Raw genomic sequence first — 22,542 nt, 5'->3', positions numbered from 1 at the left:
ATCGGCCATCCCTACGCAGCGCGGCCCCGATACGGGCCGCCGCTGCGACAATCTGTCATGCCGCGCCCCATCTGCCGCACGAAGCTGGCATCATAGGCGGCATTCGTTTTTCAGCTTTATAAACATAGGGACACCATGAGCAACGTCGACCACGCCGAGATCGCCAAATTCGAGGCCCTCGCCCACCGCTGGTGGGACCGCGAAAGCGAGTTCAAGCCCCTGCACGACATCAACCCGCTGCGGGTCAACTGGATCGACGAGCGCGTCAGCCTCGCCGGCAAGAAGGTGCTCGACGTCGGCTGCGGCGGCGGCATTCTCAGCGAAGCCATGGCCCAGCGTGGCGCCACCGTCACCGGCATCGACATGGGCGAAGCCCCCCTGGCCGTCGCCCAGCTGCATCAGCTGGAATCCGGCGTGCCGGTGGAATACCGCCGCATCACCGCCGAAGAGCTGGCCGAGGAAATGCCCGAGCAGTTCGACGTGGTGACCTGCCTGGAGATGCTCGAACACGTGCCGGACCCGGCCTCGGTCATCCGCGCCTGCTACAAGATGGTCAAGCCCGGCGGCCAGGTGTTCTTCTCCACCATCAACCGCAATCCGAAGGCCTATCTGTTCGCCATCGTCGGCGCGGAATACGTGATGCGCCTGCTGCCACGCGGCACCCACGACTTCAAGAAGTTCATCCGCCCCTCCGAGCTGGGCGCCTGGTCGCGCGACGCCGGCCTTGCGGTCAAGGACATCATCGGCCTGACCTACAACCCGCTGACCAAGCACTACAAGCTGGCGGACGACGTCGACGTCAACTACATGATCCAGACCCTGCGCGAGGAGTGAATCGCATGCTCAAGGCGGTTCTCTTCGACATGGACGGCACGCTGCTGGACACCGCGCCGGACTTCATCGCCGTCTGCCAGGCGATGCTCAAAGCCCATGGCCGCGCGCCGATCGACGACAAGCGCATCCAGGACGTGGTCTCCGGTGGCGCCCGCGCCATGGTCGCCGCGACCTTCGACATGGACCCGGAAGCTCCCGGCTTCGAGACCCTGCGCCAGGAGTTCCTCGACCGCTACCAGGAGCATTGCGCTGTCTTCACCCGCCCGTACGACGGCATGCCCGAGCTGCTGGCAAGCATCGAGCAGTCGCGACTGATCTGGGGCGTGGTGACCAACAAGCCGGTGCGCTTCGCCGCGCCGATCATGCAGCAACTGGGGCTGGCCGAGCGCTCCGCCGTGCTGGTCTGCCCGGACCACGTGAAGAACAGCAAGCCGGACCCGGAAATGCTCCTGCTGGCCTGCAGCCAGCTGAAGGTCGATCCGTCGGAAGTGCTGTTCATCGGTGACGACCTGCGCGACATCGAGTCGGGCCGCGCCGCCGGGACCAAGACTGCAGCCGTGCGCTATGGCTACATCCACCCGGACGACAACCCCGCGCACTGGGGCGCCGACGTCATCGTCAACCACCCGAGCGAGCTGCTGGCCGTCCTCGACCGCGCCCTCTGCAGCTGCTGAAGCAGCCTCAAGCAACACGCCGCAAGCTTCACGTTCACGCCGCTCTTTGCCGCTGACCGCCTGAAGCTTGCCGCTCTCCGAAGGAGCCTCCATGTTCGACTATTCCGCCCGTCCCGACCTGCTCAAGGGCCGCGTGATCCTGGTGACCGGCGCCGGCCGCGGCATTGGCCGGGCCGCATCGCTCACCTTCGCCGCCCATGGCGCCACCGTGCTGCTGCTGGGCAAGACCGAGGACTACCTCAACGAGGTGTATGACGAGATCGTCGCCGCCGGCTATCCGGAACCGGTGGTGATCCCGCTGAACCTGGAAACCACCCTGCCGCACCAGTACGACGAGCTGGCGGCCACCATCGAGAAGGAGTTCGGCAAGCTCGACGGCCTGTTGCACAACGCCTCGATCCTCGGCCTGCGTTCGCCCATCGAGCAGATTTCCACCGACAACTTCACCCGCGTCATGCAGGTGAACGTCAACGCCATGTTCAGCCTGACCCACACCCTGCTGCCGCTGCTCAAGCTCTCCGAGGATGCCTCGGTGATCTTCACCTCCAGCAGCGTCGGTCGTAAGGGGCGCGCCTACTGGGGTGCCTACGCGGTGTCGAAGTTCGCCACCGAAGGCCTGATGCAGGTGCTGGCGGACGAATGCGAGGACATCACCCGCGTGCGCGCCAACAGCGTCAACCCCGGCGCCACCCGCACTGCCATGCGCGCCCACGCCTATCCGGGCGAGAACGCGTTCAACAACCCGCTGCCCGAAGAGATCATGCCGGTCTACCTGTACCTGATGGGCCCGGACAGCAAGGGCGTCAACGGCCAGGCCTTCAACGCCCAGGACTGACACCCGATACACGGCGCCCTCGCCCCGCATCGAGGGCGCCGCTTTCCGCCGGTTTTCTGGCAACTTCGCTTTTCCCCTTCGCGCAAAGTGCCATCATTTCGCCATTCTTCTGACAAATCCGCCCTACTTTCGGAACCCAAGCCCCCTCCTGTCGGTCCATAAGCCCTCTTTTGGAGATTTTTCGAGGGCTGGCACGGAAATCGCTCTGTCCCTCCTGTCGCCGTATGAAACGCGCCAGAGGTTGCCTCGCGCCATGGTTCCCCCCAAGTCCAACACCATCGATTTTGATGCCGCCAAGCTCCAGCGCCTGGCCGCCCAAGAGCCGCGCCAGCGCTCCGGGCGCCCGCTCGACCTGCTGGAGCTGCGCCAGCATCTGAACCTGCAATTGCAGGCGAGCCTGGAAGCCGACCGCATCCTGGCGGTGTTCTTCAGCGAGATTCAGCGCCTGCTGCCGGTGGACTACCTGGCTTACCATCACAGCGGGGCCGACCTGCGCCTGGAATTCGGTGACGCGGCACAGCACAGCGCCGATTACCGCCTCATTCACGACGGCGAGTACCTGGGCGAGCTCTGCTTCCGTCGCCGTCAGCGCTTCTCCGAGGCCGAGCTGGGCCAGCTGGAATCGCTGATGGCCTGCCTGCTCTACCCCCTGCGCAACGCCCTGCTCTACCGCGCCGCGGTACAGTCGGCCCTGCGCGACGCGCTCACCGGCACCGGCAACCGCATCGCCATGGACCAGGCCCTGACCCGCGAGGTCGAGATCGCCCGGCGCCACCTGCAGCCACTGTCGGTGCTGATGCTCGACCTGGACCACTTCAAGCAGATCAACGACGTCTATGGTCACAGCATCGGCGACGATGCCCTGCGTGCGGTGGCAGAGGCCATCAAGGCCAGCCTGCGCAATGTCGACATGGTGTTCCGTTTTGGCGGCGAGGAATTCCTCGTGCTGCTTTCCAACACTTCCGGCAGCAGCGCCGCCCAGGTGGGCGAGCGGCTGCGGCGCGCCGTGGAGGAGCTGGACCTGGCCATCGACGGCAAACGTTTGCCGCTGTCGATCAGCCTGGGCTGCGCCTCGCTCGATGCCGGCGAGTCAGTGGACGACCTGCTGCGCCGCGCCGACAACGCGCTCTACTGCGCCAAGCGTGATGGGCGGAACCGGCTCGCCTGCGCCAGCTGATAGCAACCCGTTCCAGAATCGCAGGCTCTTCTCTTCGTAGGAGCGGATCTTATCCGCGAGCCTGCCGATAGGCCGGTCCTTGGAGCATGCACAGCTGTCGCGGTGATCGCGGATAAGATCCGCCCCTACAAAAAGCCGTCGAATTCCAGGCAAGAAAAAAGGACTCCGAGGAGTCCTTTTTTCATTTCAGCTGACGCTTAGCGCTTGAAGCCCGGACGCATGCCATCACCGGCGGCTTGCGGACGACGCTTGGCGATCGGCTTGCGCGCCGGCTTGCCCGGACGCTCGGCCAGCGGGGCCCCCTTGTCGCGCTCGGGGGCGCGCGCCGGACGATCGCTCGGAGCCTTGCGCGGAGCACGGCCTTCGCCAGCATCGCTACGCGGCCCACGGGCCGGACGATCCGCACCATCGCGCGGAGCGCGTGCAGGACGATCACCACCGGCGTCACGAGGCTTGCGCGGAGCGCGGCCTTCACCAGCATCGCTGCGCGGGCCACGGGCCGGACGATCACCGGTATCGCGCGGAGCGCGTGCAGGACGATCGCTGCCGGCGTCACGCGGTTTGCGCGGGGCACGGCTGTCTTCACCGCGCGGGGCGCGGGCCGGACGCTCATCGCCGTCACGCGAACCACGGGCCGGGCGCTCGCCGGCAGCCGGACGCGGCGCACGATGAGAACGCTCGCCCTCGTCATGCTCCTTGCGCGAACGCGAGCCACGGCCCGGACGCTCGCTGGGCGCCAGCTTCTTGCCGAGTTTGCGCGACTGACGCTCGATCTTTTCCATGGCCTTGCCGGACAGGTTCGGCAGGGCGACGGGCTTGAGACCGACTTCCTCGCTGAGGATGTCGACTTCACGCTGATCCATTTCGCGGTAGCGGCCCATGGTCAGCTCGGAGGTCAGGAAGACCGGTCCGAAGCGCACGCGCTTCAGGCGACTGACGATTACGCCCTGGGACTCCCACAGGCGACGGACTTCGCGGTTACGGCCTTCCATCACCACCACGTGGTACCAGTGGTTGAAGCCTTCGCCACCGGGCGCTTCCTGGATGTCGCTGAACTTGGCCGGGCCGTCTTCGAGCATCACGCCGGCTTTCAGGCGCTCGATCATCTCTTCGTCGACTTCGCCACGCACGCGCACGGCGTACTCGCGGTCCATCTCGTAGGACGGGTGCATCAGGCGGTTGGCCAGCTCACCGTCGGTGGTGAACATCAGCAGGCCGGTGGTGTTGATGTCCAGGCGGCCGATGTTGATCCAGCGGCCGCTGCGCAGGCGCGGCAGGCGATCGAACACGGTCGGACGACCTTCCGGATCGTCGCGGGTGCAGACTTCGCCTTCGGGCTTGTTGTAGATCAGCACGCGGCGGACGTGCTCTTCGATCTTCTCGCGCTTGAGCAGGCGGTCGTCGACGGCGATGGCATCGCGGTCGCCCACGCGCTGGCCAAGGGTGGCCACGGCGCCATTGACCTTGACGCGGCCTTCTTCGATCCAGGCTTCGACGTCGCGGCGCGAGCCGACGCCCATGCGCGCGAGAACTTTCTGCAGTTTCTCGCCGGCCGGGGCTGGGGTAAGTTCTTCAAGGTTTTCGTGCGTGTCGGTCATCTGGGCACCTCCCGGTGTGGCATGCAACGAATAAAAAAGGTCGCGCATCATACGCGCTTGCGGGCGGCAAAGCACCGCCCGCGATCGGGAAAGACTAGTCGAGTTACGGGGGAACGCGTCCATGCGGCACGAAGATGACTTCACCGGCGCCAAGCTGGCGCTGTTCCATGCCGGCCAACTGGTGGTCTACAAGCGCGACGAGAAACCCGGCATCCCCTACCCCGGCTGCTGGGACTTTCCCGGTGGCGGCCGCGAGGGCAACGAAACACCGGCGCAATGCGCCCTGCGCGAGCTGGAAGAAGAGTTCACCGTGCGCCTGGATGAACAGCGCATCGAATGGCAGCGCCGCTACCGCGCCACCCACGGCCCCGCTCCCTGGGCCTGGTTCCTGGTGGCGCGCCTGGAACAGGCCGAGTTCGATGCCATCCGTTTCGGCGACGAAGGGCAGTACTGGCGCCTGATGCGCGTCAGCGAATACCTCGCCCACGAGCAGGCGGTGGATTACCTGCAGGAACGCCTGCGGCATTTCCTCGCAGGGTGCGCCCGGACCGACTGAATCCGCGCGGCGGACCACTGATATGCATTTGCACGGCCCATCTGAATCTGTTTCCCGCTGACGCATCTCCTTAGATTGCCCGCTCACCGGAGCACGCCGCCGGCCCACCTGCGCGCGCCCGGACGTTCTGACACAAGCGGGAATCCAGCATGAACACGATAAGCACGGAGCAGGCGTACAACTACAAGGTGGTTCGCCAGTTCGCCATCATGACGGTGGTCTGGGGCGTGGTCGGCATGGCCATGGGGGTACTGATCGCCTCCCAACTGGTCTGGCCACAACTGAACCTTGACCTGCCATGGACCAGTTTCGGGCGCCTACGCCCGCTGCACACCAGCCTGGTGATCTTTGCCTTCGGCGGCTGCGCGTTGTTCGCCACCAGCTACTACACGGTACAGCGCACCTGCCAGGCGCGGCTGTTCTCGGACAGCCTGGCAGCCTTCACCTTCTGGGGCTGGCAGGCGCTGATCGTGGTGATGCTGATCACCCTACCGCTGGGCTACACCACCACCAAGGAATACGCCGAGATCGAATTCACCGGCGCGGTGTGGATGGCCATCGTCTGGGTCGCCTACGCGGTGGTGTTCTTCGGCACCCTGCTGAAGCGCAAGACCCCGCACATCTATGTGGGCAACTGGTTTTTCGCCGCCTTCATCGTGGTCACCGCGATGCTGCACATCGTCAATCACCTGTCGATTCCGGTGAGCTGGTTCAAGTCCTACCCGGTGTACTCCGGCGCCACCGACGCCATGGTGCAGTGGTGGTACGGCCACAACGCGGTGGGCTTCTTCCTCACCACCGGCTTCCTCGGGATGATGTACTACTTCGTGCCCAAGCAGGCCGGGCGTCCGGTGTATTCCTACCGGCTGTCCATCGTCCACTTCTGGGCACTGATCACCCTGTACATCTGGGCTGGCCCGCACCACCTGCACTACACCGCCCTGCCCGACTGGGCGCAGTCGCTGGGCATGGTGATGTCGCTGATCCTCCTGGCGCCCAGCTGGGGCGGGATGATCAACGGCATGATGACGCTCTCGGGCGCCTGGCATAAGTTGCGCACCGACCCGATCCTGCGCTTCCTCGTCGTGTCGCTGGCGTTCTACGGCATGTCGACTTTCGAAGGCCCGATGATGGCCATCAAGACCGTCAACGCCCTGTCGCACTACACCGACTGGACCATCGGCCACGTCCATGCCGGCGCCCTGGGCTGGGTGGCGATGATCTCCATCGGCTCGCTCTACCACCTGATTCCCAAGGTCTTCGGCCGCGAGCAGATGCACAGCATCGGCCTGATCAACGCGCACTTCTGGCTGGCCACCATCGGCACGGTTCTCTACATCGCCTCGATGTGGGTCAACGGCATCACCCAGGGGCTGATGTGGCGCGCGGTCAATGCCGACGGCACCCTCACCTACTCCTTCGTCGAAGCCCTGCAGGCCAGCCATCCGGGCTTCGTGGTGCGCATGACCGGTGGTCTGATGTTCCTCAGCGGCATGCTGCTGATGGCCTGGAATACCTGGATGACCGTGCGCCGCGCGCAACCGCAGGCCATGCTGGCCGCACAACGGATGGCCTGAGATGACGCTGTGGCTGGGACTGGCGGGCCTGCTGGCGCTGTATTTCGGTGTCGGCTGGACCCTGCGGGCGCACCGCGAACATGGCATCGAGGAGGCCAGCATGCTGCCCTTCGCCGATGACGACGAAGTGGCCCGGCGCATGGAAAAAGCCACCGGGCGCAGCCGTACCGGCTGCGCCTGCCCCGGCCAGTGCCGGGGCGACTGCGAGCACTGGCGCGACTGGACGCCCTAGCTCTTCAGCTCAAGAGCGGGGCTGCGGCAGAGCGCCGCATCACCTGCATCAATCTTCATTAGCAAGCACATCAATTTCTCGGCGGGCGACCGGGATGGAAATATCTGTCCCGTGCCCCGCCACCTGATGGACGCCTGCAGCATCGTCCCCTGTCCTGTCTGGACCCCAGGACAGACATCATCGATGCCAGCGCTCCCCGGTGGGGCTTTCAAACCCACTGATCGAGCTCGCACACCGAGTTCGCTACCGAGGAATATCAGAATGAAGCTTGCCTCTGTCGTGTCGGCTGTCATCTCCAGCCTCGCCCCCATGGCTTTTGCCCAGGACGCAATCAAGACCCCCGGCGCCGATCTGCCGGCCACCGAATACCACTACGGCATGGCCCTGGATGTGGACAAGGTGCTGCACCGCACCGACAACTCCGGCAAGGTCGGCATCGTTCCGGCATACATGGTCTACCAGGATCACCAGGGCGAAACCCACAAGGTTCGCTTCCTCGAATGGGGCGGTAGCACCAGCCAGGGTTGAGCCTTACCGAACATCGCCCTCCGGCCGTCTTGGCCAAACCCCGCGAGCCTGTGGTGGCGGTCGGGGGGCGATCCTGATGACAGCGGCACCGCCAGCCCGTAGAAGCGGACCTTGTCCGCGGAATCCAGAGCGGAGGAATCCGGTCCTACAGGAAAATCTCCGAGGACGGCGCCGCCTGTAGGAGCGAGCTTGCTCGCGAACCGCCTGGCACCGGCACATCAGGAACGTAGGGCGGATAACGTTCGACGTTATCCGCCGTTTGACCTTGATCTCAGGGCACTCCGAACTCAGCCCCGGAGCCGATGGCAAACGATGGTGTAACGGCGTACAACCGCGAACGGTTGAACGCCCTACGCGTCACCTTGCCGATACGGCAACGCCGCCCGCGCTTCTTCCGCGTACGCCAGAATCCCCACCCGCTCCTGCTCCAGGAACTCCGCCACCGCCTCCCGCAAGCCCGGATGACCAAGGCGATGCCAGGAGCGTGTGATCACCGGTTCAAAACCGCGAATCAGCTTGTGCTCGCCCTGCGCCCCGGCATCGAAACGTTGCAGGCCATGACCGATGGCGTAATCGAGGCCCTGATAGAAGCAGGTTTCGAAATGCAGCCGGTCGAACTCCGCCAGGCAGCCCCAGTAGCGACCGTACAGGGTGTCGCCGCCGACCAGACTGAAGGCCATGGCCACTGGGCGGCCACCACGATGGGCGAACACCACGCGGATGGCCTCCGGCATGCGCTCGCCAAGCAGGCTGAAGAAGGCCCGCGTCAGGTACGGCGCCTGCCCGCGCACCTCGTAGGTGCTGCTGTAGCAGGCGTAGACGAAGTCCCAGTGCGTCTCGGACAGCTCATGGCCCGCCATCCAGACGAAATCGATGCCCAGCCCCGCGACCTGCTCGCGCTCCTTGCGCACCTGTTTGCGCTTGCGCGAACTCAAGGCGTCGAGGAAATCCTGGAAGTCGCGGTAGCCTCGGTTGCGCCAGTGGTACTGACAGCCCAGGCGCTCCAGCCAGCCGTCCGCGCCGCCGAGCAGCGCATCGGCGGCGCCATCGGTGAAGTTCACATGCACGCCGGAACAGTGCGCCTCGTCCACCTCCCCCGCCAGTACGCCAACCAGGCTCAGGGCCGCCTCGGGCGCGCCCAGCAGGCGGGCGCCACCCACCGGCGTAAAGGGAATGCCCACCAGCAGCTTGGGGTAATAGCGAATGCCGGCACGCTGGCAGGCATCGGCCCAGCTCCAGTCGAACACGTACTCGCCGTAGGAATGGCTCTTCAGGTAAGCCGGTACGGCGGCGAGCAGGCAGTCATCGTCGCCGAACAGGACGCGATGCGCGGGCGTCCAGCCGGTACGACCGCCGACGCTGCCGCTTTCCTCCAGGGCGCTGAGAAAGGCGTGACGCAGGAACGGCTGGTCGTCCGGCAGCAGGGCATCCCACTGACGGGCATCCACATCGGCGAGGCGGGCAAGGGTCTGGATTGGCATGCCCGACAGTCTGGCGCGCAGCGCCCGGGAAGGGAAGATTCGCGCAGGAAAAGCCAGCGGCGATGACATTCACGTTCGTCGGTATCCGGCAAACGGGCTTTACGGCTGGTCTATGGTGGGGATTGACAAGGTTTGCCGGCAACCCTGTCGGCTCGTTCTGCCCCGCCAGGCGCCCGGCCCGGGCCACTGGCGATTCGACCGGAGGACGTCCCATGAGCCTGATGCAGTGCGAATACCGCAAGTACACCATTACCGCCGATGTCGTCGAACACCCCGGCATGCCCACGCCCTGGGCCGGCGGTTGCCACATCACCAGCCCTGACGGCAAGACCACCAAGCGCAAGACCCTGCCGCTGGAGTTCGCCTACATGGCGGACCTGGAGAAAGCCCAGCACGCGTCCATCGCCCACGGTAAATGGCTGGTGGACCAGAGTCTGGACCACGACCGTCCGCTGTTCTGATCAGCAGGCCGGCGCTTCGCTGACCGGCAATTCCGTCAGACGTACCTGCAGGGAAAGGAATTCCTGCGACGACGACCGCCAGGATTGACCACGCGCCCACTGCGCGCAGGCCTGGCGGTCCAGTTCCAGCGCTCGCATACAAGCGCTGCGCAGGTCGTCGTCCAGCGCACCGGTCACGCCTTCCTCCAGCACATCCAGCGGTCCCGCCACCGGGAAGGCCGCTACCGGCGTGCCGCAGGCCAGCGCCTCGTACATCACCAGCCCCAGGGTATCGGTCCGCGAGGGGAACACCAGCACACTGGCGCTGCGATAGGCCGTTGCCAGCTCCTCTCCGTGGCGATAGCCGAGGAATTCCACCTGTGGATAACGCGCCTGCAGCTCCGCACGCTGCGGGCCGTCACCCACGACGCGCTTGCGGCCGGGCAGGTCGAGCTCCAGGAAGGCTTCGACATTCTTCTCCCGTGCCAGGCGCCCCACATACAGGAACACCGGCTCCGCCGCCGGCGCTCCTTCGTCCGGCTGGAAACGGGACAGATCGACCCCCTTGCGCCACAACGCCAGGCGTTCCAGGCCCTGTTCGGCAAAGGCCTCGCGCATCCGCTCGCTGCTCACCAGCACGGCCTGGCTGGGTGCATGGAAGCGGCGCAGGAAGGCATAGCCCCAGGACAACGGCAACCAGGGCCAACGGGTGTTCACGTATTCGGGAAAGCGCGTGTGGATAGCGCTGCTGAACCTCAGGCCCCGGCGCATCAGCCAGCGCCGGGCGGCCCAGCCCAGCGGCCCTTCCGTGGCGAGATGGACGCAGTCGGGGGCGAATTCGGCGATCTTCTCGCCGACCTTCCACAGGTCCCAGGCCAGCGGAATCTCCGGATAGCTCGGGCAGGGTCGGTGCCGGAAATCCTGCGGGGTGATCATCCCGACCATATGCCCCAATCCTTCCAGCTCCGCCACCAGCGCCTTGAGGCTGGTGACCACGCCGTTGACCTGCGGTAGCCAGGCATCGGTGACGATCAGCAGCCTCATGCCGCCGTCTCGACCGCCGCCAGCTCAGTGACCTGCGCCTGTTCCTCGGCCAGCCGGTAGAGCTGGATGCTGCCGTCCCAGTGCTCGATCAGCGCGCTACAGGATTCCACCCAATCGCCGCAGTTGAGGTATTCCACCTCACCGATCTGGCGGATCTCCGCGTGGTGGATGTGCCCGCAGACCACGCCATTGAGGCCACGCTTGTGCACCTCGTGGGCGATAGCCTCCTCGAAGTCGCTGATGAAGTTAACCGCCGTCTTCACCTTGTGCTTGAGGTACGCCGACAGCGACCAGTAGCCATAGCCGTAGCGGCTGCGCCAATGGTTAAGCCAGCGGTTCAGGGTCAGGGTGAACTCGTAGGCCCAGTCGCCGAGAAAGGCCAGCCACTTGTGGTAGCGGGTGATCACGTCGAACTGGTCGCCGTGGATCACCAGCAACTGGCGGCCGTCGGCGGTGGTGTGGACGATCTCGTCCACCAGGCGGATGTTGCCCAGCAGCAGCGAGGAATAGCGCCGCAGGAATTCGTCGTGGTTGCCGGTGACGTAGATCACCTCGGTGCCGCGCTTGCTCATGGTCAGCAGGCGGCGGATCACGTTGGTGTGCGCCTGCGGCCAGTAGATGCCGCCGCGCAGTTTCCAGCCATCGATGATGTCGCCGACCAGGTAGATACGGTCGGCGTGGTAGCGCTTGAGGAAGCCGGCCAGATGCTCGGCCTGGCAATCGCGGGTGCCGAGGTGGACATCGGATATCCACAGGGTCCGTACCCGTTGTTTCTTCGTCGGCGTCATGCGTTGCGCGCTGCTCATCGTCGGCAACCTCCAGTGGGGTTTGTCCAATTTTCGGCGCTGGCGGTGAAGTGCACATGACCGACTGGCGACAGTCCCGTTACAACCCGTGCCGCGCTAGACTGGCGGCCTGCCCGACAGCGTCCCGGATAAGCAGCCCCGATGAGCCAGATCCTCTCCCTGCGCAACTACAGCCATGACCACCTCGCCCACAGCCACAGCCATGCGCAACTGGTGCTGGGCCTTTCCGGCAGCCTGGACTTCGAGGTGGGCGGGCGCGGCAGCCTGGTAACCCGGCAGTGCTTCGCGGTAGTCCCGCGCGAAACCCATCACGCCTGCGCCAGCCCCGACGGCAGCCGTTGCCTGGTGGTCGATCTGGACGACGAAGACGACCTGCTCGCGGGCCTCGGCCAGCACGCCGACGCCGGCCGCCGCCTGCTGGAAACCCCCGGCCAGCGCCTGCTCAACAACGACCAGGCGCAACTGGTGCATTGGCTGGCCAGCAGCTCGCTGCACGACCCGGTGCTGGCGCGCCAGGGCGCGATCCTGCTGCTGGCCAGCCTCGCCGCCGGCCAGCAGCGCATCGAAGAACCGGCGCAACTGCCGCTGGCGAGCCTGGACAGCTACATCGACCGCCACGCCGCGCACCCGCTGCAGGTGGCCGACCTGGCGCGCCTCGCCGGCCTTTCCGCCGCGCGCTTCCACGCCCGCTTCCTCGCCGAGACCGGGCTGACGCCCATGGACTACGTGCGCCAGCGCCGCCTGCAACAGGCCCGTGACCTGCTGCGCAGCACGCACCTGCCGGTAGGCGAGATCGCCGCGCAGGTCGGCTACGCCTCGCAGAGCGCCTTCACCGCTGCGCTGGTGCGTCAGTTCGGCACCACGGCGCGCCAACTGCGCCAGGAGGCGCGCGACAATTCCCGCTAGCCGCGCGACAGACAGCTACGCGCCCACGGCCTAGACTGCCGGCCATCGAACAGGCGACTACACAAGGAAACAGCGATGTCGGCAGACACCATCGAATGGCAGGACTTCGAACGCGTCGAACTGCGCGTGGGCACCATCGTCCAGGCCGAACCCAATGTGAAGGCGCGCAAGCCCGCCTACATCCTCCAGGTGGACCTCGGCCCGCTGGGGCTCAAGACCTCCAGCGCGCAGATCACCGCACACTACGCCATCGAAGACCTTATCGGCCGCCAGGTGCTCTGCGTCTGCAACTTCGCGCCCAAGTCCATCGCCGGGGTGCGCTCGGAAGTGCTGGTCACCGGTGCCTACGACAGCGACGATAAGGTGGTGCTGGCCGGCTTCGACAAGCCGCTGCCCAATGGCGCACGGCTGGCCTGACTTGAGCTTCACCGCAAGCCGGCTGCTCCGGCGCGCTTTCTTCCTTTCCATCAAGGTCCCGCCACGGCAGTCGGCGGGTTCGCAGGCATGATTTCCGTTTCCCGACTCACTCCCCGCGGCGCCCTGCTCGGCCTGCATATCGGCGCCCTGATGTTCGGCCTGTCCGGCATCTTCGGCAAACTCATCCTCGCCGGCCCCCTGGTCATCGTCTTCGGCCGCGCGCTGTTCGGCTCGCTGTCGCTGGCGGCGGTGTTCGCCAGGCACCTGCGCGAGCAGCAAAGGCCTACGCTGAAACAGGTGGCCATGCTGGTCGGCGGCGGCGTGCTGCTGTGCACCCACTGGCTGACCTTTTTCCTCGCAGTGAAGGTCGGTAACGTCGCCGTCGCCACCCTCGGCTTCGCCAGCTTCCCCGCTTTCACCGTGCTGCTGGAAGGGCTGCTGTTCCGCGAACGCATCCGCAAGGGTGAATACGGGGTGGTGGCGCTGGTGTGCATCGGCCTGGTGATGGTCACTCCAACCCTGGACCTGCGCGACGGCGCCACCGCCGGGCTGCTCTGGGGCACCCTCTCCGGCCTGCTGTTCGCCCTGCTGTCGCTGGCCAACCGGGTGAGCGTGCGTGGTATCGACCCGATCCAGGCGGCGCTGTGCCAGAACCTGACCATCATCGCCTGCCTGCTGCCGCTGGTGTTCGTCGAGCTGCCGTCGGTGCGCGGCATGGACTGGCTGTGGCTGGTACTGCTGGGCGTGCTCTGCACCGGCGTCGCCCACAGCCTGTTCGTCGCCAGCCTGCGGCTGATCAAGGCACGCACGGCGGCGGTGATTTTCGCCCTGGAGCCGGTCTACGGCATCGCCTTCGCCACCGTGCTATTCGGCGAAGCACCAAGCCTGCGCATGCTGGCGGGCGGCGCGCTGATCATCTTCGCCACCTTCCTCAGCGCGCGCGGATCGCACTGACCCCGTAGGGCGTACAACCGTTCGCGGTTGTACGCCGATACACCGTGCTCATTATCGGCGCCATTGCCGAGCTCGGAACGGTGGTTTGGGGGCAACCCCCGACGTGCTCGGGTGCCATGGTCAAACGGCGTATAACGTCGAACGTTATACGCCCTACGTCACTGGGCTCCGCGTTCTCGCGAATCCAATAAAAAGGCCGCTTCGCAGCATGCGGATTTCGAGTCCTTGCCCCGGGGAGGGATTGCCAAGGATTCCTCGCATGACAGCCTGCGAAGCGGCCTGTCCGGTGACGGCTCTCATGTTTCAGGAGCCTCGGTTGAAGCGGTATCGGGCGGACCGATGTCCGCCGCTCTGAGTGCAATGATCGCGTGTTCCCCCGTCCTTGAGTGTCAGCACTGGGTAAAGACTGGGTAAAACCGGCAATACATGCCGTCTCAGGCTTGCTCCAGCAGCCAGCGGCAATACCGCTCCACGCCCTCCTCCACGCCCAGCATCGGCTCGCGATAACCCGCCTCGCGAAGGAAATCGATATCGGCGCAGGTGTAGCACTGGTACTTGCCGCGCAGCTCATCCGGAAATGCGGTGTACTCCAGCAGCCCGGCGCGAATCGCCGCATCCAGGGTCAGCGGCTGCAGGTCCTCTTGCGCGCGCAGGGTGTTGATCACCGCCAGCGCCACGTCGTTGAACGGCTGCGCACGGCCACTGCCCAGGTTGAAGATGCCGCTGCGCTCGGGGTGGTCGAGGAAGTACAGGTTGACCCTGGCCACGTCCTCCACCGAGACGAAGTCGCGCAGGTGACCGCCCGCCGGGTAGTCGCCGTATTCACCGAACAGCTTCACCTTTCCAGTCTCGCGGAACTGGTTGAAGCAGTGGAAGGCCACCGAGGCCATGCGTCCCTTGTGCTGCTCGCGCGGGCCGTAGACGTTGAAGTAGCGGAAGCCCGCCACCTGGCTGCGCGCGGTGGGCAGCACCTTGCGCACCCGCTGGTCGAAGAGGAATTTCGAATAGCCGTAGACGTTCAACGGGCGCTCGCACGAGCGCATCTCGCGGAACTCATGCCCACCGCCGTACACCGCCGCCGACGAGGCGTAGAGGAACGGCACGCCCAACGACAGGCTGGCGTCCAGCAGATCGCAGCTGTAGCGGTAATTGTTGTCCATCATGTAGCGCCCATCGCGCTCCATGGTGCTGGAGCAGGCGCCCTGGTGCAGCAGCGCGCGTACCACGCCGAAGTCGCCCCGGGCGTAGCGCTCAATGAAATCGCGTTTGTCCAGGTAGTCGCTGATGTCGCAGTCGGCGAGGTTGGCGAACTTGTCGCCATCGGTCAGATCGTCGACCGCGATGATGTCGGCCTCGCCGCGCGCGTTCAGCGCCTTGACGAGGTTGCTGCCAATGAAACCGGCGGCGCCAGTGACGATGATGCTCATGTCAGGCATCCCCTGCGGAGAATGGATGCCTCAGACTACGAGTGGTAGGGGCGTACCCCGTTGACATGCAGCAAGGAAGTTAGCCTGCTATCGAAATGATCTTCTCGATTCAGGACCGGTCGTTGTGCCCCAGGTCGCGTTGCGGATCGATGCGGTCGCGCACGCGCTGCTTGAGCACCTTGGCCTCGGGGAAACCGCCGTCGGCCTTGCGCTCCCAGATCTGCTCGCCATCGCAACTGATATGGAAAACCCCGCCAGTGCCAGGCACCAGGCTGACCTTGCCCAGGTCGTCGCCGAAGGTGCTCAGCAGTTCCTGAGCGAGCCACGCGGCGCGCAGCAGCCACTGGCACTGGGTGCAATAGGTGATGACGATTTCGGCTTTGGCTTCGGACATGAATCAGACCCTGCTGTAGGACGCGCACCTATAATACCGGCCCATACGCCTATCCGGATGTTTCTGTCATGCGCCGCCTGCTGTTCGCCCTGCTCCTGCTCCTGCCCCTCGGCGCCCTGGCGGCCAACCCGCCGCCGAAGATCGGGCTGGTGCTCTCCGGCGGCGCGGCCCGGGGCCTGGCGCACATCGGTGTGCTCAAGGCACTGGACGAACAGGGCATCCACGTCGACGCCATCGCCGGCACCAGCATGGGCGCGGTGATCGGTGGGCTCTATGCGGCGGGCTACACGCCCAAGGAACTGGAGACGCTGGCCCTGGGCCTGGACTGGCAACAGGCGCTGTCCGACTCCCCGCCACGGGTCGACATGCCCTTCCGGCGCAAGCAGGACGACCGCGACTTCCTGGTGAAGCAGAAGCTCAGCTTCCGCGACGACGGCACCCTGGGCCTGCCCCTGGGTGCGATCCAGGGCCAGAACCTGTCGATGCTGCTGGAAAGCCTGCTGGTGCACACCAGCGACACCCGCGACTTCGACAAGCTGGCCATCCCCTTCCGCGCGGTGGCCACCGACATCGCCACCGGCGAGAAGGTCGTGTTCGACAAGGGCCACCTGCCCCAGGCGATCCGCGCCAGCATGTCGATTCCGGCGGTGTTCGCGCCGGTGGACGTGAACGGCAAGCTGCTGGTGGACGGCGGCATGGTCGACAACATCCCGGTGGACGTGGCGCGGAAGATGGGCGTCGACGTCGTCATCGTGGTCGACATCGGCAACCCGCTGCTGGACCGCAAGCAACTGACCACTGTGGTGGACATGCTCAACCAGTCCGTCACCCTGATGACCCGCAAGAACTCCGAGGCGCAGCTGGCCACCCTGACCGCCAGCGACGTGCTGATCCAGCCGCCGCTCAGCGGCTACAGCTCCGCCGACTTCGGCAAGGTGCCGCAACTGATCGACGCCGGCTACCGCGCCACCACCATCCTCGCGCCGCGCCTGGCCAGCCTGCGCCAGAGCGAGGACGAACACGCCCTGGCGCTGAACCAGGCACGCACGCCGGGCGAGCGCCAGCCGGTGATCAACCGCATCGAGGTGGAGAACAACTCCAAGGTCAGCGACGACGTCATCCGCCACTACATCCGCCAACCGCTGGGCGAACGCCTGGACCTCGAACGCCTGCAGCGCGACATGAGCACCCTCTACGGCCTGGACTACTTCGATCAGGTGCAATACCGAGTGGTGCATCACAAGGCGGGCAAAGATGGCAAGGACGGCAACGCCCTGGTGATCCACGCGTACGGCAAGCGCGGCGGCACCGACTACCTGCGCCTGGGCCTGAGCCTCTCCGACGACCTGCGCGGCGACAGCACCTTCAACGTTGGCGCCAGCTATCGCATGAATGGCATCAACCGCCTGGGCGCGGAATGGCTGACCCGCCTGCAGATCGGCGACCATCAGGAGCTCTACAGCGAGTTCTACCAGCCGCTGGACGTGGGCTCGCGCTACTTCGTCGCGCCCTTCCTGTTCAACGAGGCGCAGAACGTCGAGGCGACCGACGACAACGACCCCATCGCCGAGTACCGGCTGGAGCGCTACGGCTACGGCCTCAACCTCGGTCGGCAGATCGCCAACAACGGCGAGATCCGCTTCGGCGTGGCCCAGGCCTACGGCAAGGCCGACGTGCGCGTGGGCGAGCAGGACCTGCCCAACTACCACTTCAACGAAGGCTATGCCGAACTCAAGTACTCCTTCGACACCATGGACAACGTCGACTTTCCCCGCGAGGGCGAAAACATCCAGACCGCCTTCCGCGAGCACACCCCCTCGCTGGGCGACGACGACCGCTACCGGCAGTGGGATATCCGCCTGGACAAGGCCCTGAGCAGCGGTCCGGACACCTTCGTGCTGGGCGGCGGCTATGGTCGCACCATCGACGACGCCAACGTGGTGGTGTCGAGCTTCCTGCTCGGCGGCGCCCGCCAGCTCTCAGGCTACCGCCAGGATGCCCTGGCCGGGCAGAACTACAGCCTGGGCCGGGTCATCTACTACCGGCGCATGACCGAGCGCTCCTTCCTGCCGCTGGACTTCCCCTTCTACCTCGGCGGCAGCCTGGAGCGCGGCCGGGTGTGGAACAACGACAACAGCTACGACACCGGCTACATCAACGCCGGCAGCATCCTGATGGGCTTCGAAACGCCGCTGGGGCCGCTGTCCTTCAGCTACGGCCTGAACAACGCCAGCGAGCATGCGGTGTATGTCAACCTGGGGCGGAATTTCTAAGCGCTGCGACGTAGGGCGTACAACCGTTCGCGGTTGTACGCCGTTACACCACGCCTGAGTTTGGCGCCCATACCGCTCCTACGAGATCAAGAGCCCCTCACCCTAACCCTCTCCCGCAAGCGGGAGAGGGGACCGTTCGGTGCAGGATGAAACGTTAGCGTCAGCCGGCACGATCTGCCCCCTCTCCCTGAGGGAGAGGGCTGGGGTGAGGGGAAATACCGGTACCGAATTTCCCGAAGAAAACAATTGCGCCTACGAAACGCCGATCAACGCCCATTAAAAAGCCCGGCACCAGGCCGGGCTTTTTCATTCACCGTGCGAATCAGGCAATCAGCGCCAGCAGTTCGCGAGCCTCGGCCTTGGCCTTGGAGTCGCCGTTCTCGATCACCTGCTTGAGGATGCGATAGGCCTCGTCCAGGTTGCCCCGGTCAATACAGGCGCGCGCTTCGTCGAGGCTGGCCAGCAACTCGTCATGCTCGTGCACCTCGGTCTCCGGCAGCTCGAACACCAGGTCGGTCTCCGTGGCCTGGCCGAACATGCTGGCGTGCTCACCATCCAGGTCCAGCTCGGTGATTTCCGGCAGCTCGCGAAGATTGCTGAGGAAATTCGCGGGAACCGGTTGTTCGGCGGCCGGCACGTTCTTGTTGCGCTGCGGCGTCTCGAAGGGGTCGAGGGAGTCCCAGTCCAGATCCAGCGAGATGTCGCTCAGATTCAGCGCGAAGTCCGGGTCCGCGTCGCCAGTGGTGGCATGTGCAGTCGGTGCGGGCGTGTCATCCAGCGACAGGTCATCCCAGTCGGTCAGGGTTTCGCCCGACGGAACGACCGGCACCTCCTCCGCGCGCTCGAGCATCGCCGGGTAGCGCGACTTGATCTGGTCGATCTGCTTCTGGTCGCCGCCACGTGCCACCAACTCGCGCTCCTGCTCATGGAAGCCGACCAGGTCGCCCAGTTCGGCGAACACCAGCAGCAACTTCATGCGCAGCTCGCGGCGTTCAGGCTCCTGGGCCACGGCCTTGCGCAGCATGTCGCGCGCTTGGCTGAAGCGTCCGTAAGCGATGTAGATGTCCGCCCCCTCCAGGCTATCCGCGCTGGCCGCCGGAAGGCGCGCCACACCGGCATCAGGTGTGATCACCGGCTGCGGACGCTGGACCGGCGCGGACGCGGGCACCGGCGGCACGATCGCGGCGGCCAGCGGCTTGGCCGGCGGGATGGGTTTGGGTTGCGCCGACTGGACGCGGGTGTCCTTGACCGGCTGATCCTCGCGCTTGCGGCGCATCACCAGCAGCCCGGCGAGCAACGCGCCGAGAGCACCCACACCCAGCCACGGCCAGAGGTTGAACGAGCTACCCAAGGCATCGCTGGCGGGCGTCGCCGGCGTTGCAACGACCGGCGCCGACTGCTCGGCCCTGGGTGCTGCGGGAGCCGCCTGGGTGCCAGGCGCATCACGGCGGGCCAGTTCAGCCTGCAGGCTCTGCACCTGCTGGTCGCGGCTTTCCAGGGCTTTCTGCAGTGCTTCGAGCTGTTTCTGCATGGCATCCATGCGCTGGTTCAACTGGTCGCGCTGGGCATTGCTCAGGGCGAGATCGGCTTCCACCTTGGCCAGGTTGCCTTCTACCGCCGGTGAGGCGGGCGCAACGGCGGCGGGCGCGTCAGCGGCCGGCGTGGCTTCCGGCTCGACCTGTACGGGCTGCACGGTGGCATTGGCCGCGGGCGCCGCGGCAGCGGGCTGCGGCGCGGGAGCGTTGGTGTGCCCGGCGTACTGCTGGCCCTGCGGCAGGATCAGCGTCTGTCCCACCTTCAGACGATGCGGGTCGCCATTGACGAAGGCCTGGGGATTGAGCGCCAGCAGGCTGTCCATCAGTTGGCTGTGCGAGGCGCCGGTGCCGCTCAGGCGCGAGGCGATCCGCCACAGCGTGTCGTTGCGCACGGTGGTGTAGCGCCCTTCGCCCGCGGGGATGGGCGGCGCCGCAGGGACGCTGCGAACCGGTGCGGCGCGCTGGGTATAGGGTTCAGGCGCCGTGCGTTCTGGCCGGGGAATACTGGCGGCGACAGAGGTCCGCGCGCTGCTGTTGTAACTCGGCGGGTCGAGCAGCACGGTGTACTCGCGCAGCATGCGCCCGTTTGGCCGCTCCACTTCCACCAGGAAATTGAGGTACGGCTCGTGGACCGGCTGGGTCGACACCACCTTGATGTAACTGCGCCCACCACGGATCACCGGCGTGAAGCGCAGATTCTGCAGGAACATGAAACGATCGACGCCGGCCTGCTCGAAAGCGGCCGGGCTCGCCAGGCGAGCGATCAGTTCATCGGAGGTCATGTCGCCCGTCTGCAACAGGGCGATCTCAGCATCCAGAGGCTGGTTCAGCGACGAGTGCAGGGTGATCTCACCCAGGCCAAGGGCATTGGCATGAGCGGAAACAAACACCGAAAGCGCAGCGAGCGTCAGCGGAATTCTATTTGTTATACGAGCCATAACCCCATCCCATTGTTCGGGTCTGCTAGCCGTTCCCTGACCACCCGAAAGCGGCAGGCTTTACCTGTCCACACACTCGAACCACCTAGCCGGACACAGACCCACGCGCCCTACCACTGCACCTGAAAGGTACAGGCCGATTGATATCAGGGATTAGGTGCTGCAACGGGTTTGGTCAAGACAAATCGTCGAAAAACCGGCGAATGGTCAGGGTAATCGGGTGGTGGACTGGCGGCTTCGCGAAAAACCGCCAGAAAAATGGCTATCTTACCGAATTTACTGTGATGAGTTGCTCAGTTCTTCTCCAGATTGCCAAGAATCCGGCTGAGGACCCGCTGGCAGAGGGCGATCTCGTCCTCGGTGATGCCGTTGAGCACCTCATTGCGCACCGCAGCGGCAATGCTCTCGATATCGGCGATCAGGACGTCAGCCTTGGGCGTCAGGGCAATGCGTTTGGCGCGGCGGTCCTCGGCCACGGCCTGGCGGCGAACCAGTCCCTGGGCTTCGAGGCCGTCGAGCAGACGGGCCAGGGTCGGGCCTTCGACGCCGACCGATTGCGCGAGCTCGCGCTGAGTGGGTGCGGCGGAGTGGCGTGCCAGGTGCAGCAACACCAGCCAGCGTGCCTGGGACAGGCCGAGATGACTGAGGCGGCGGTCGAGTTCAGCCCGCCATGCACGCGAAGCCTGGGCCAGTTGGGTACCGAAGTAGTGCTTATCGTTGTCTGCCATTGTGTCGCGGCTTTTTTCTGAAAGAAGTCGGGGATGATGCGGCTAATTGATTTGACTAATTATTAGCCAGCTAATCAAGCCCGTACAATGACAGATTGTCGCAGGGCGTGACGGAACGCCTCACCACTTGGCGTACTGGTCCTCGACGAAACCCCACAGGTTGTCGATGCGCACCTCGGCCTGCCCCGCCGGTCGCAGCACGCCACTGAAGCGGCCGAAGATCTGCTTGAAGTTGCTGGCCAGCACGCCGAGGTTGAGGCGTTCCTGGTGCAGCCCATGGGCTTCGAAGCGCAGCTCGACCTGGCCGTCGTAGGAACGAATGGTCCAGGGTTGCAGCGGATGGTCGCGGTCGAACTCGAAGCGGACGCTGTCCACCTTCACCAGCTTGCCGTCCAGCCAGTAGCAGTTCTCGGTGAAGCTGGTTTCGTTGACCCCGCACGACAGGTTGAGCCCGACCCGCCGGCCCTGTGCCTCGCCGGACAGGCAGGCCCAGTTCCAGAACGTCTCGCGGCGCATGTAGCCGGCGGACCAGTCGTGATGCGCGTAGGCGTCCAGCGCGCGCAGGTCGTAGTTGCCCAGGGCGCTGCGCACCTCGCCGTGGCAGTGCACGCCGGCCACCTTGCGCGCGTAGACCCAGCCGTTCACCGCCGTCGGGGTGCAGATGCTCATGGGCTCGAAAGCGGGCTGCTCCTCGCTGAAGCGCGCGTCGATGCGGGTGCCGTCGTCCAGCTCGACCAGCAGGCGCTTCTCGAAGGGCGAGGAACTGTTCTCCAGACGCAGCAGGTTGCGCCCTTGGCGCAGTTCGCAGATGCCATCGTTGGGGTTCTGCGTGAAGTTCGAGCCCATGCCCAGCGGGCACTTGAACTGGCGCTCGATCATCCGCCCGCTTTCCGGGTGGTAGAGGTAGACGAAGCCGACGGTGAGCAGGCTGACGTCGGCCAGCGCGCAGCCGCCGATCAGGGTCGGACTGATCAGGCCGAAATACTGGAACTGGTGGAAGCTGCGCCACTTGCTCAGCGCGCCGAGCCGGCGGCCCATGGGTGAGCGGAAGTCGAAGTCGCGGTAGTTGATCGTCGCCGGAGTGGTGGGAAAGATGCCGTAGTGCGGTTGGCCGTTGGACTGGATCAGCTGCTGCATGGGCGCGGGCTCGGTGGCGGGGTCCGGCGCATGCTAGCACCGCGCCTGCGG

At 65.6% G+C, this 22,542-nt stretch carries 22 protein-coding genes; 13 read left to right on the top strand and 9 right to left on the bottom strand.

Going from position 1 to position 22,542, the window contains the following annotated elements; all coding sequences use genetic code 11:
- Positions 1–135: 135 nt before the first annotated feature.
- The 4 genes from ubiG (at position 136) to SD196_RS08415 (ending at position 3,520) form a co-directional block, all read left to right on the top strand.
- Complete coding sequence (gene ubiG, locus SD196_RS08430; RefSeq protein ID WP_275608045.1) at positions 136–834, top strand: bifunctional 2-polyprenyl-6-hydroxyphenol methylase/3-demethylubiquinol 3-O-methyltransferase UbiG; 699 nt, start codon at positions 136–138, stop codon at positions 832–834.
- Positions 831–1,508 carry an N-acetylmuramic acid 6-phosphate phosphatase MupP gene (mupP, locus tag SD196_RS08425; protein WP_275608046.1) on the top strand — a complete coding sequence of 226 codons (678 nt, stop codon included), beginning with the start codon at positions 831–833 and terminating at the stop codon, positions 1,506–1,508. Before ubiG ends, mupP begins: the two co-directional genes overlap by 4 nt.
- Positions 1,509–1,599: 91 nt before the next feature.
- A complete protein-coding gene (locus tag SD196_RS08420) occupies positions 1,600–2,343 on the top strand; it encodes a YciK family oxidoreductase (RefSeq protein WP_343573821.1) in 744 nt (247 codons plus the stop codon).
- 253 nt (positions 2,344–2,596) lie between these two features.
- On the top strand, positions 2,597–3,520 hold the full coding sequence (locus tag SD196_RS08415) for a GGDEF domain-containing protein (RefSeq protein WP_343573824.1): 924 nt from the start codon (positions 2,597–2,599) through the stop codon (positions 3,518–3,520).
- 197 nt (positions 3,521–3,717) lie between these two features.
- Here SD196_RS08415 and rluB read toward each other — a convergent pair whose 3' ends face one another.
- Entirely contained in the window at positions 3,718–5,118 is a 1,401-nt protein-coding gene (rluB, locus tag SD196_RS08410; protein WP_370601027.1) for a 23S rRNA pseudouridine(2605) synthase RluB, read from the bottom strand.
- A gap of 121 nt (positions 5,119–5,239) precedes the next feature.
- On the opposite strand from rluB, the gene SD196_RS08405 reads away from it, so the two are divergent.
- From SD196_RS08405 to SD196_RS08390, 4 genes are all read left to right on the top strand, one after another.
- Positions 5,240–5,674: an NUDIX hydrolase gene (locus SD196_RS08405; protein ID WP_331317128.1), complete on the top strand. Its 435-nt coding sequence runs from the start codon at positions 5,240–5,242 to the stop codon at positions 5,672–5,674.
- Between the two features lie 149 nt (positions 5,675–5,823).
- On the top strand, positions 5,824–7,251 hold the full coding sequence (gene ccoN, locus SD196_RS08400; RefSeq protein ID WP_343573830.1) for a cytochrome-c oxidase, cbb3-type subunit I: 1,428 nt from the start codon (positions 5,824–5,826) through the stop codon (positions 7,249–7,251).
- A gap of 1 nt (position 7,252) precedes the next feature.
- Entirely contained in the window at positions 7,253–7,483 is a 231-nt protein-coding gene (locus SD196_RS08395) for a cbb3-type cytochrome c oxidase subunit 3 (protein ID WP_343573833.1), read from the top strand.
- Positions 7,484–7,744: 261 nt separating this feature from the next.
- Positions 7,745–8,011 (top strand): DUF2790 domain-containing protein, encoded by a 267-nt coding sequence (locus tag SD196_RS08390; protein WP_275608052.1) that lies wholly within the window; start codon positions 7,745–7,747, stop codon positions 8,009–8,011.
- Positions 8,012–8,361: 350 nt separating this feature from the next.
- Here SD196_RS08390 and SD196_RS08385 read toward each other — a convergent pair whose 3' ends face one another.
- Positions 8,362–9,492, bottom strand: coding sequence for a GNAT family N-acetyltransferase (locus SD196_RS08385; protein WP_331317122.1), 1,131 nt, complete (start codon positions 9,490–9,492; stop codon positions 8,362–8,364).
- 212 nt (positions 9,493–9,704) lie between these two features.
- Here SD196_RS08385 and SD196_RS08380 point away from each other — a divergent pair, with 212 nt between their 5' ends.
- Positions 9,705–9,953 carry a hypothetical protein gene (locus SD196_RS08380; RefSeq protein WP_275608054.1) on the top strand — a complete coding sequence of 83 codons (249 nt, stop codon included), beginning with the start codon at positions 9,705–9,707 and terminating at the stop codon, positions 9,951–9,953.
- Here the strand turns inward: SD196_RS08380 and SD196_RS08375 are convergent, their stop codons facing one another.
- Positions 9,954–10,976 (bottom strand): glycosyltransferase family 1 protein, encoded by a 1,023-nt coding sequence (locus SD196_RS08375; protein WP_343573839.1) that lies wholly within the window; start codon positions 10,974–10,976, stop codon positions 9,954–9,956. It lies immediately after the preceding gene.
- Positions 10,973–11,782, bottom strand: a complete 810-nt coding sequence (locus SD196_RS08370) for a UDP-2,3-diacylglucosamine diphosphatase (protein ID WP_343573842.1) — start codon at positions 11,780–11,782, stop codon at positions 10,973–10,975. Before SD196_RS08370 ends, SD196_RS08375 begins: the two co-directional genes overlap by 4 nt.
- A gap of 141 nt (positions 11,783–11,923) precedes the next feature.
- Between SD196_RS08370 and SD196_RS08365 the strand changes: the two genes are divergently transcribed.
- The 3 genes from SD196_RS08365 to SD196_RS08355 all read left to right on the top strand — a co-directional run bounded on the left by SD196_RS08365 (position 11,924) and on the right by SD196_RS08355 (position 14,059).
- A complete protein-coding gene (locus SD196_RS08365) occupies positions 11,924–12,688 on the top strand; it encodes an AraC family transcriptional regulator (RefSeq protein ID WP_343573843.1) in 765 nt (254 codons plus the stop codon).
- 75 nt (positions 12,689–12,763) lie between these two features.
- A complete protein-coding gene (locus SD196_RS08360; protein WP_275608058.1) occupies positions 12,764–13,105 on the top strand; it encodes a tRNA-binding protein in 342 nt (113 codons plus the stop codon).
- 87 nt (positions 13,106–13,192) lie between these two features.
- Positions 13,193–14,059 carry a DMT family transporter gene (locus tag SD196_RS08355; protein WP_275608059.1) on the top strand — a complete coding sequence of 289 codons (867 nt, stop codon included), beginning with the start codon at positions 13,193–13,195 and terminating at the stop codon, positions 14,057–14,059.
- 434 nt (positions 14,060–14,493) lie between these two features.
- On the opposite strand, the gene rfaD is transcribed toward SD196_RS08355, so the two are convergent.
- Both rfaD and SD196_RS08345 read right to left on the bottom strand, forming a co-directional pair.
- Positions 14,494–15,486, bottom strand: coding sequence for an ADP-glyceromanno-heptose 6-epimerase (rfaD, locus tag SD196_RS08350; RefSeq protein ID WP_343573846.1), 993 nt, complete (start codon positions 15,484–15,486; stop codon positions 14,494–14,496).
- Between the two features lie 109 nt (positions 15,487–15,595).
- Entirely contained in the window at positions 15,596–15,880 is a 285-nt protein-coding gene (locus SD196_RS08345; RefSeq protein ID WP_236171477.1) for a SelT/SelW/SelH family protein, read from the bottom strand.
- Between the two features lie 68 nt (positions 15,881–15,948).
- Here SD196_RS08345 and SD196_RS08340 point away from each other — a divergent pair, with 68 nt between their 5' ends.
- Complete coding sequence (locus tag SD196_RS08340) at positions 15,949–18,153, top strand: patatin-like phospholipase family protein (protein ID WP_331317110.1); 2,205 nt, start codon at positions 15,949–15,951, stop codon at positions 18,151–18,153.
- Positions 18,154–18,475: 322 nt separating this feature from the next.
- On the opposite strand, the gene SD196_RS08335 is transcribed toward SD196_RS08340, so the two are convergent.
- The 3 genes from SD196_RS08335 to SD196_RS08325 all read right to left on the bottom strand — a co-directional run bounded on the left by SD196_RS08335 (position 18,476) and on the right by SD196_RS08325 (position 22,491).
- A complete protein-coding gene (locus SD196_RS08335) occupies positions 18,476–20,626 on the bottom strand; it encodes a FimV/HubP family polar landmark protein (protein WP_343573853.1) in 2,151 nt (716 codons plus the stop codon).
- Positions 20,627–20,919: 293 nt separating this feature from the next.
- Positions 20,920–21,354, bottom strand: a complete 435-nt coding sequence (gene slyA / locus SD196_RS08330) for a transcriptional regulator SlyA (RefSeq protein WP_275608063.1) — start codon at positions 21,352–21,354, stop codon at positions 20,920–20,922.
- Positions 21,355–21,474: 120 nt separating this feature from the next.
- The gene (locus SD196_RS08325; RefSeq protein WP_275608064.1) at positions 21,475–22,491 is read right to left on the bottom strand and encodes a DUF2804 domain-containing protein; all 1,017 of its coding nucleotides are present in this window, start codon (positions 22,489–22,491) and stop codon (positions 21,475–21,477) included.
- Positions 22,492–22,542: the final 51 nt, after the last annotated feature.

Origin of the sequence: Pseudomonas macauensis (assembly GCF_047902425.1) — a bacterium.
Taxonomy (GTDB): Bacteria; Pseudomonadota; Gammaproteobacteria; order Pseudomonadales; family Pseudomonadaceae; genus Pseudomonas.
This window is presented reverse-complemented; position numbering and strand designations above follow the sequence as displayed.

Coding starts and splice junctions, on each gene's coding strand:
- SD196_RS08390 (WP_275608052.1), top strand. CDS start 7,745: ATGAAGCTTGCCTCTGTCGTGTCGGCTGTCATCTCCAGCCTCGCCCCC.
- ubiG (WP_275608045.1), top strand. CDS start 136: ATGAGCAACGTCGACCACGCCGAGATCGCCAAATTCGAGGCCCTCGCC.
- SD196_RS08345 (WP_236171477.1), bottom strand. CDS start 15,880: ATGTCCGAAGCCAAAGCCGAAATCGTCATCACCTATTGCACCCAGTGC.
- SD196_RS08365 (WP_343573843.1), top strand. CDS start 11,924: ATGAGCCAGATCCTCTCCCTGCGCAACTACAGCCATGACCACCTCGCC.
- slyA (WP_275608063.1), bottom strand. CDS start 21,354: ATGGCAGACAACGATAAGCACTACTTCGGTACCCAACTGGCCCAGGCT.
- SD196_RS08385 (WP_331317122.1), bottom strand. CDS start 9,492: ATGCCAATCCAGACCCTTGCCCGCCTCGCCGATGTGGATGCCCGTCAG.
- SD196_RS08415 (WP_343573824.1), top strand. CDS start 2,597: ATGGTTCCCCCCAAGTCCAACACCATCGATTTTGATGCCGCCAAGCTC.
- rluB (WP_370601027.1), bottom strand. CDS start 5,118: ATGACCGACACGCACGAAAACCTTGAAGAACTTACCCCAGCCCCGGCC.
- SD196_RS08375 (WP_343573839.1), bottom strand. CDS start 10,976: ATGAGGCTGCTGATCGTCACCGATGCCTGGCTACCGCAGGTCAACGGC.
- SD196_RS08395 (WP_343573833.1), top strand. CDS start 7,253: ATGACGCTGTGGCTGGGACTGGCGGGCCTGCTGGCGCTGTATTTCGGT.
- SD196_RS08380 (WP_275608054.1), top strand. CDS start 9,705: ATGAGCCTGATGCAGTGCGAATACCGCAAGTACACCATTACCGCCGAT.
- SD196_RS08355 (WP_275608059.1), top strand. CDS start 13,193: ATGATTTCCGTTTCCCGACTCACTCCCCGCGGCGCCCTGCTCGGCCTG.
- SD196_RS08420 (WP_343573821.1), top strand. CDS start 1,600: ATGTTCGACTATTCCGCCCGTCCCGACCTGCTCAAGGGCCGCGTGATC.
- rfaD (WP_343573846.1), bottom strand. CDS start 15,486: ATGAGCATCATCGTCACTGGCGCCGCCGGTTTCATTGGCAGCAACCTC.
- SD196_RS08370 (WP_343573842.1), bottom strand. CDS start 11,782: ATGAGCAGCGCGCAACGCATGACGCCGACGAAGAAACAACGGGTACGG.
- SD196_RS08405 (WP_331317128.1), top strand. CDS start 5,240: ATGCGGCACGAAGATGACTTCACCGGCGCCAAGCTGGCGCTGTTCCAT.
- SD196_RS08340 (WP_331317110.1), top strand. CDS start 15,949: ATGCGCCGCCTGCTGTTCGCCCTGCTCCTGCTCCTGCCCCTCGGCGCC.
- ccoN (WP_343573830.1), top strand. CDS start 5,824: ATGAACACGATAAGCACGGAGCAGGCGTACAACTACAAGGTGGTTCGC.
- SD196_RS08325 (WP_275608064.1), bottom strand. CDS start 22,491: ATGCAGCAGCTGATCCAGTCCAACGGCCAACCGCACTACGGCATCTTT.
- SD196_RS08335 (WP_343573853.1), bottom strand. CDS start 20,626: ATGGCTCGTATAACAAATAGAATTCCGCTGACGCTCGCTGCGCTTTCG.
- SD196_RS08360 (WP_275608058.1), top strand. CDS start 12,764: ATGTCGGCAGACACCATCGAATGGCAGGACTTCGAACGCGTCGAACTG.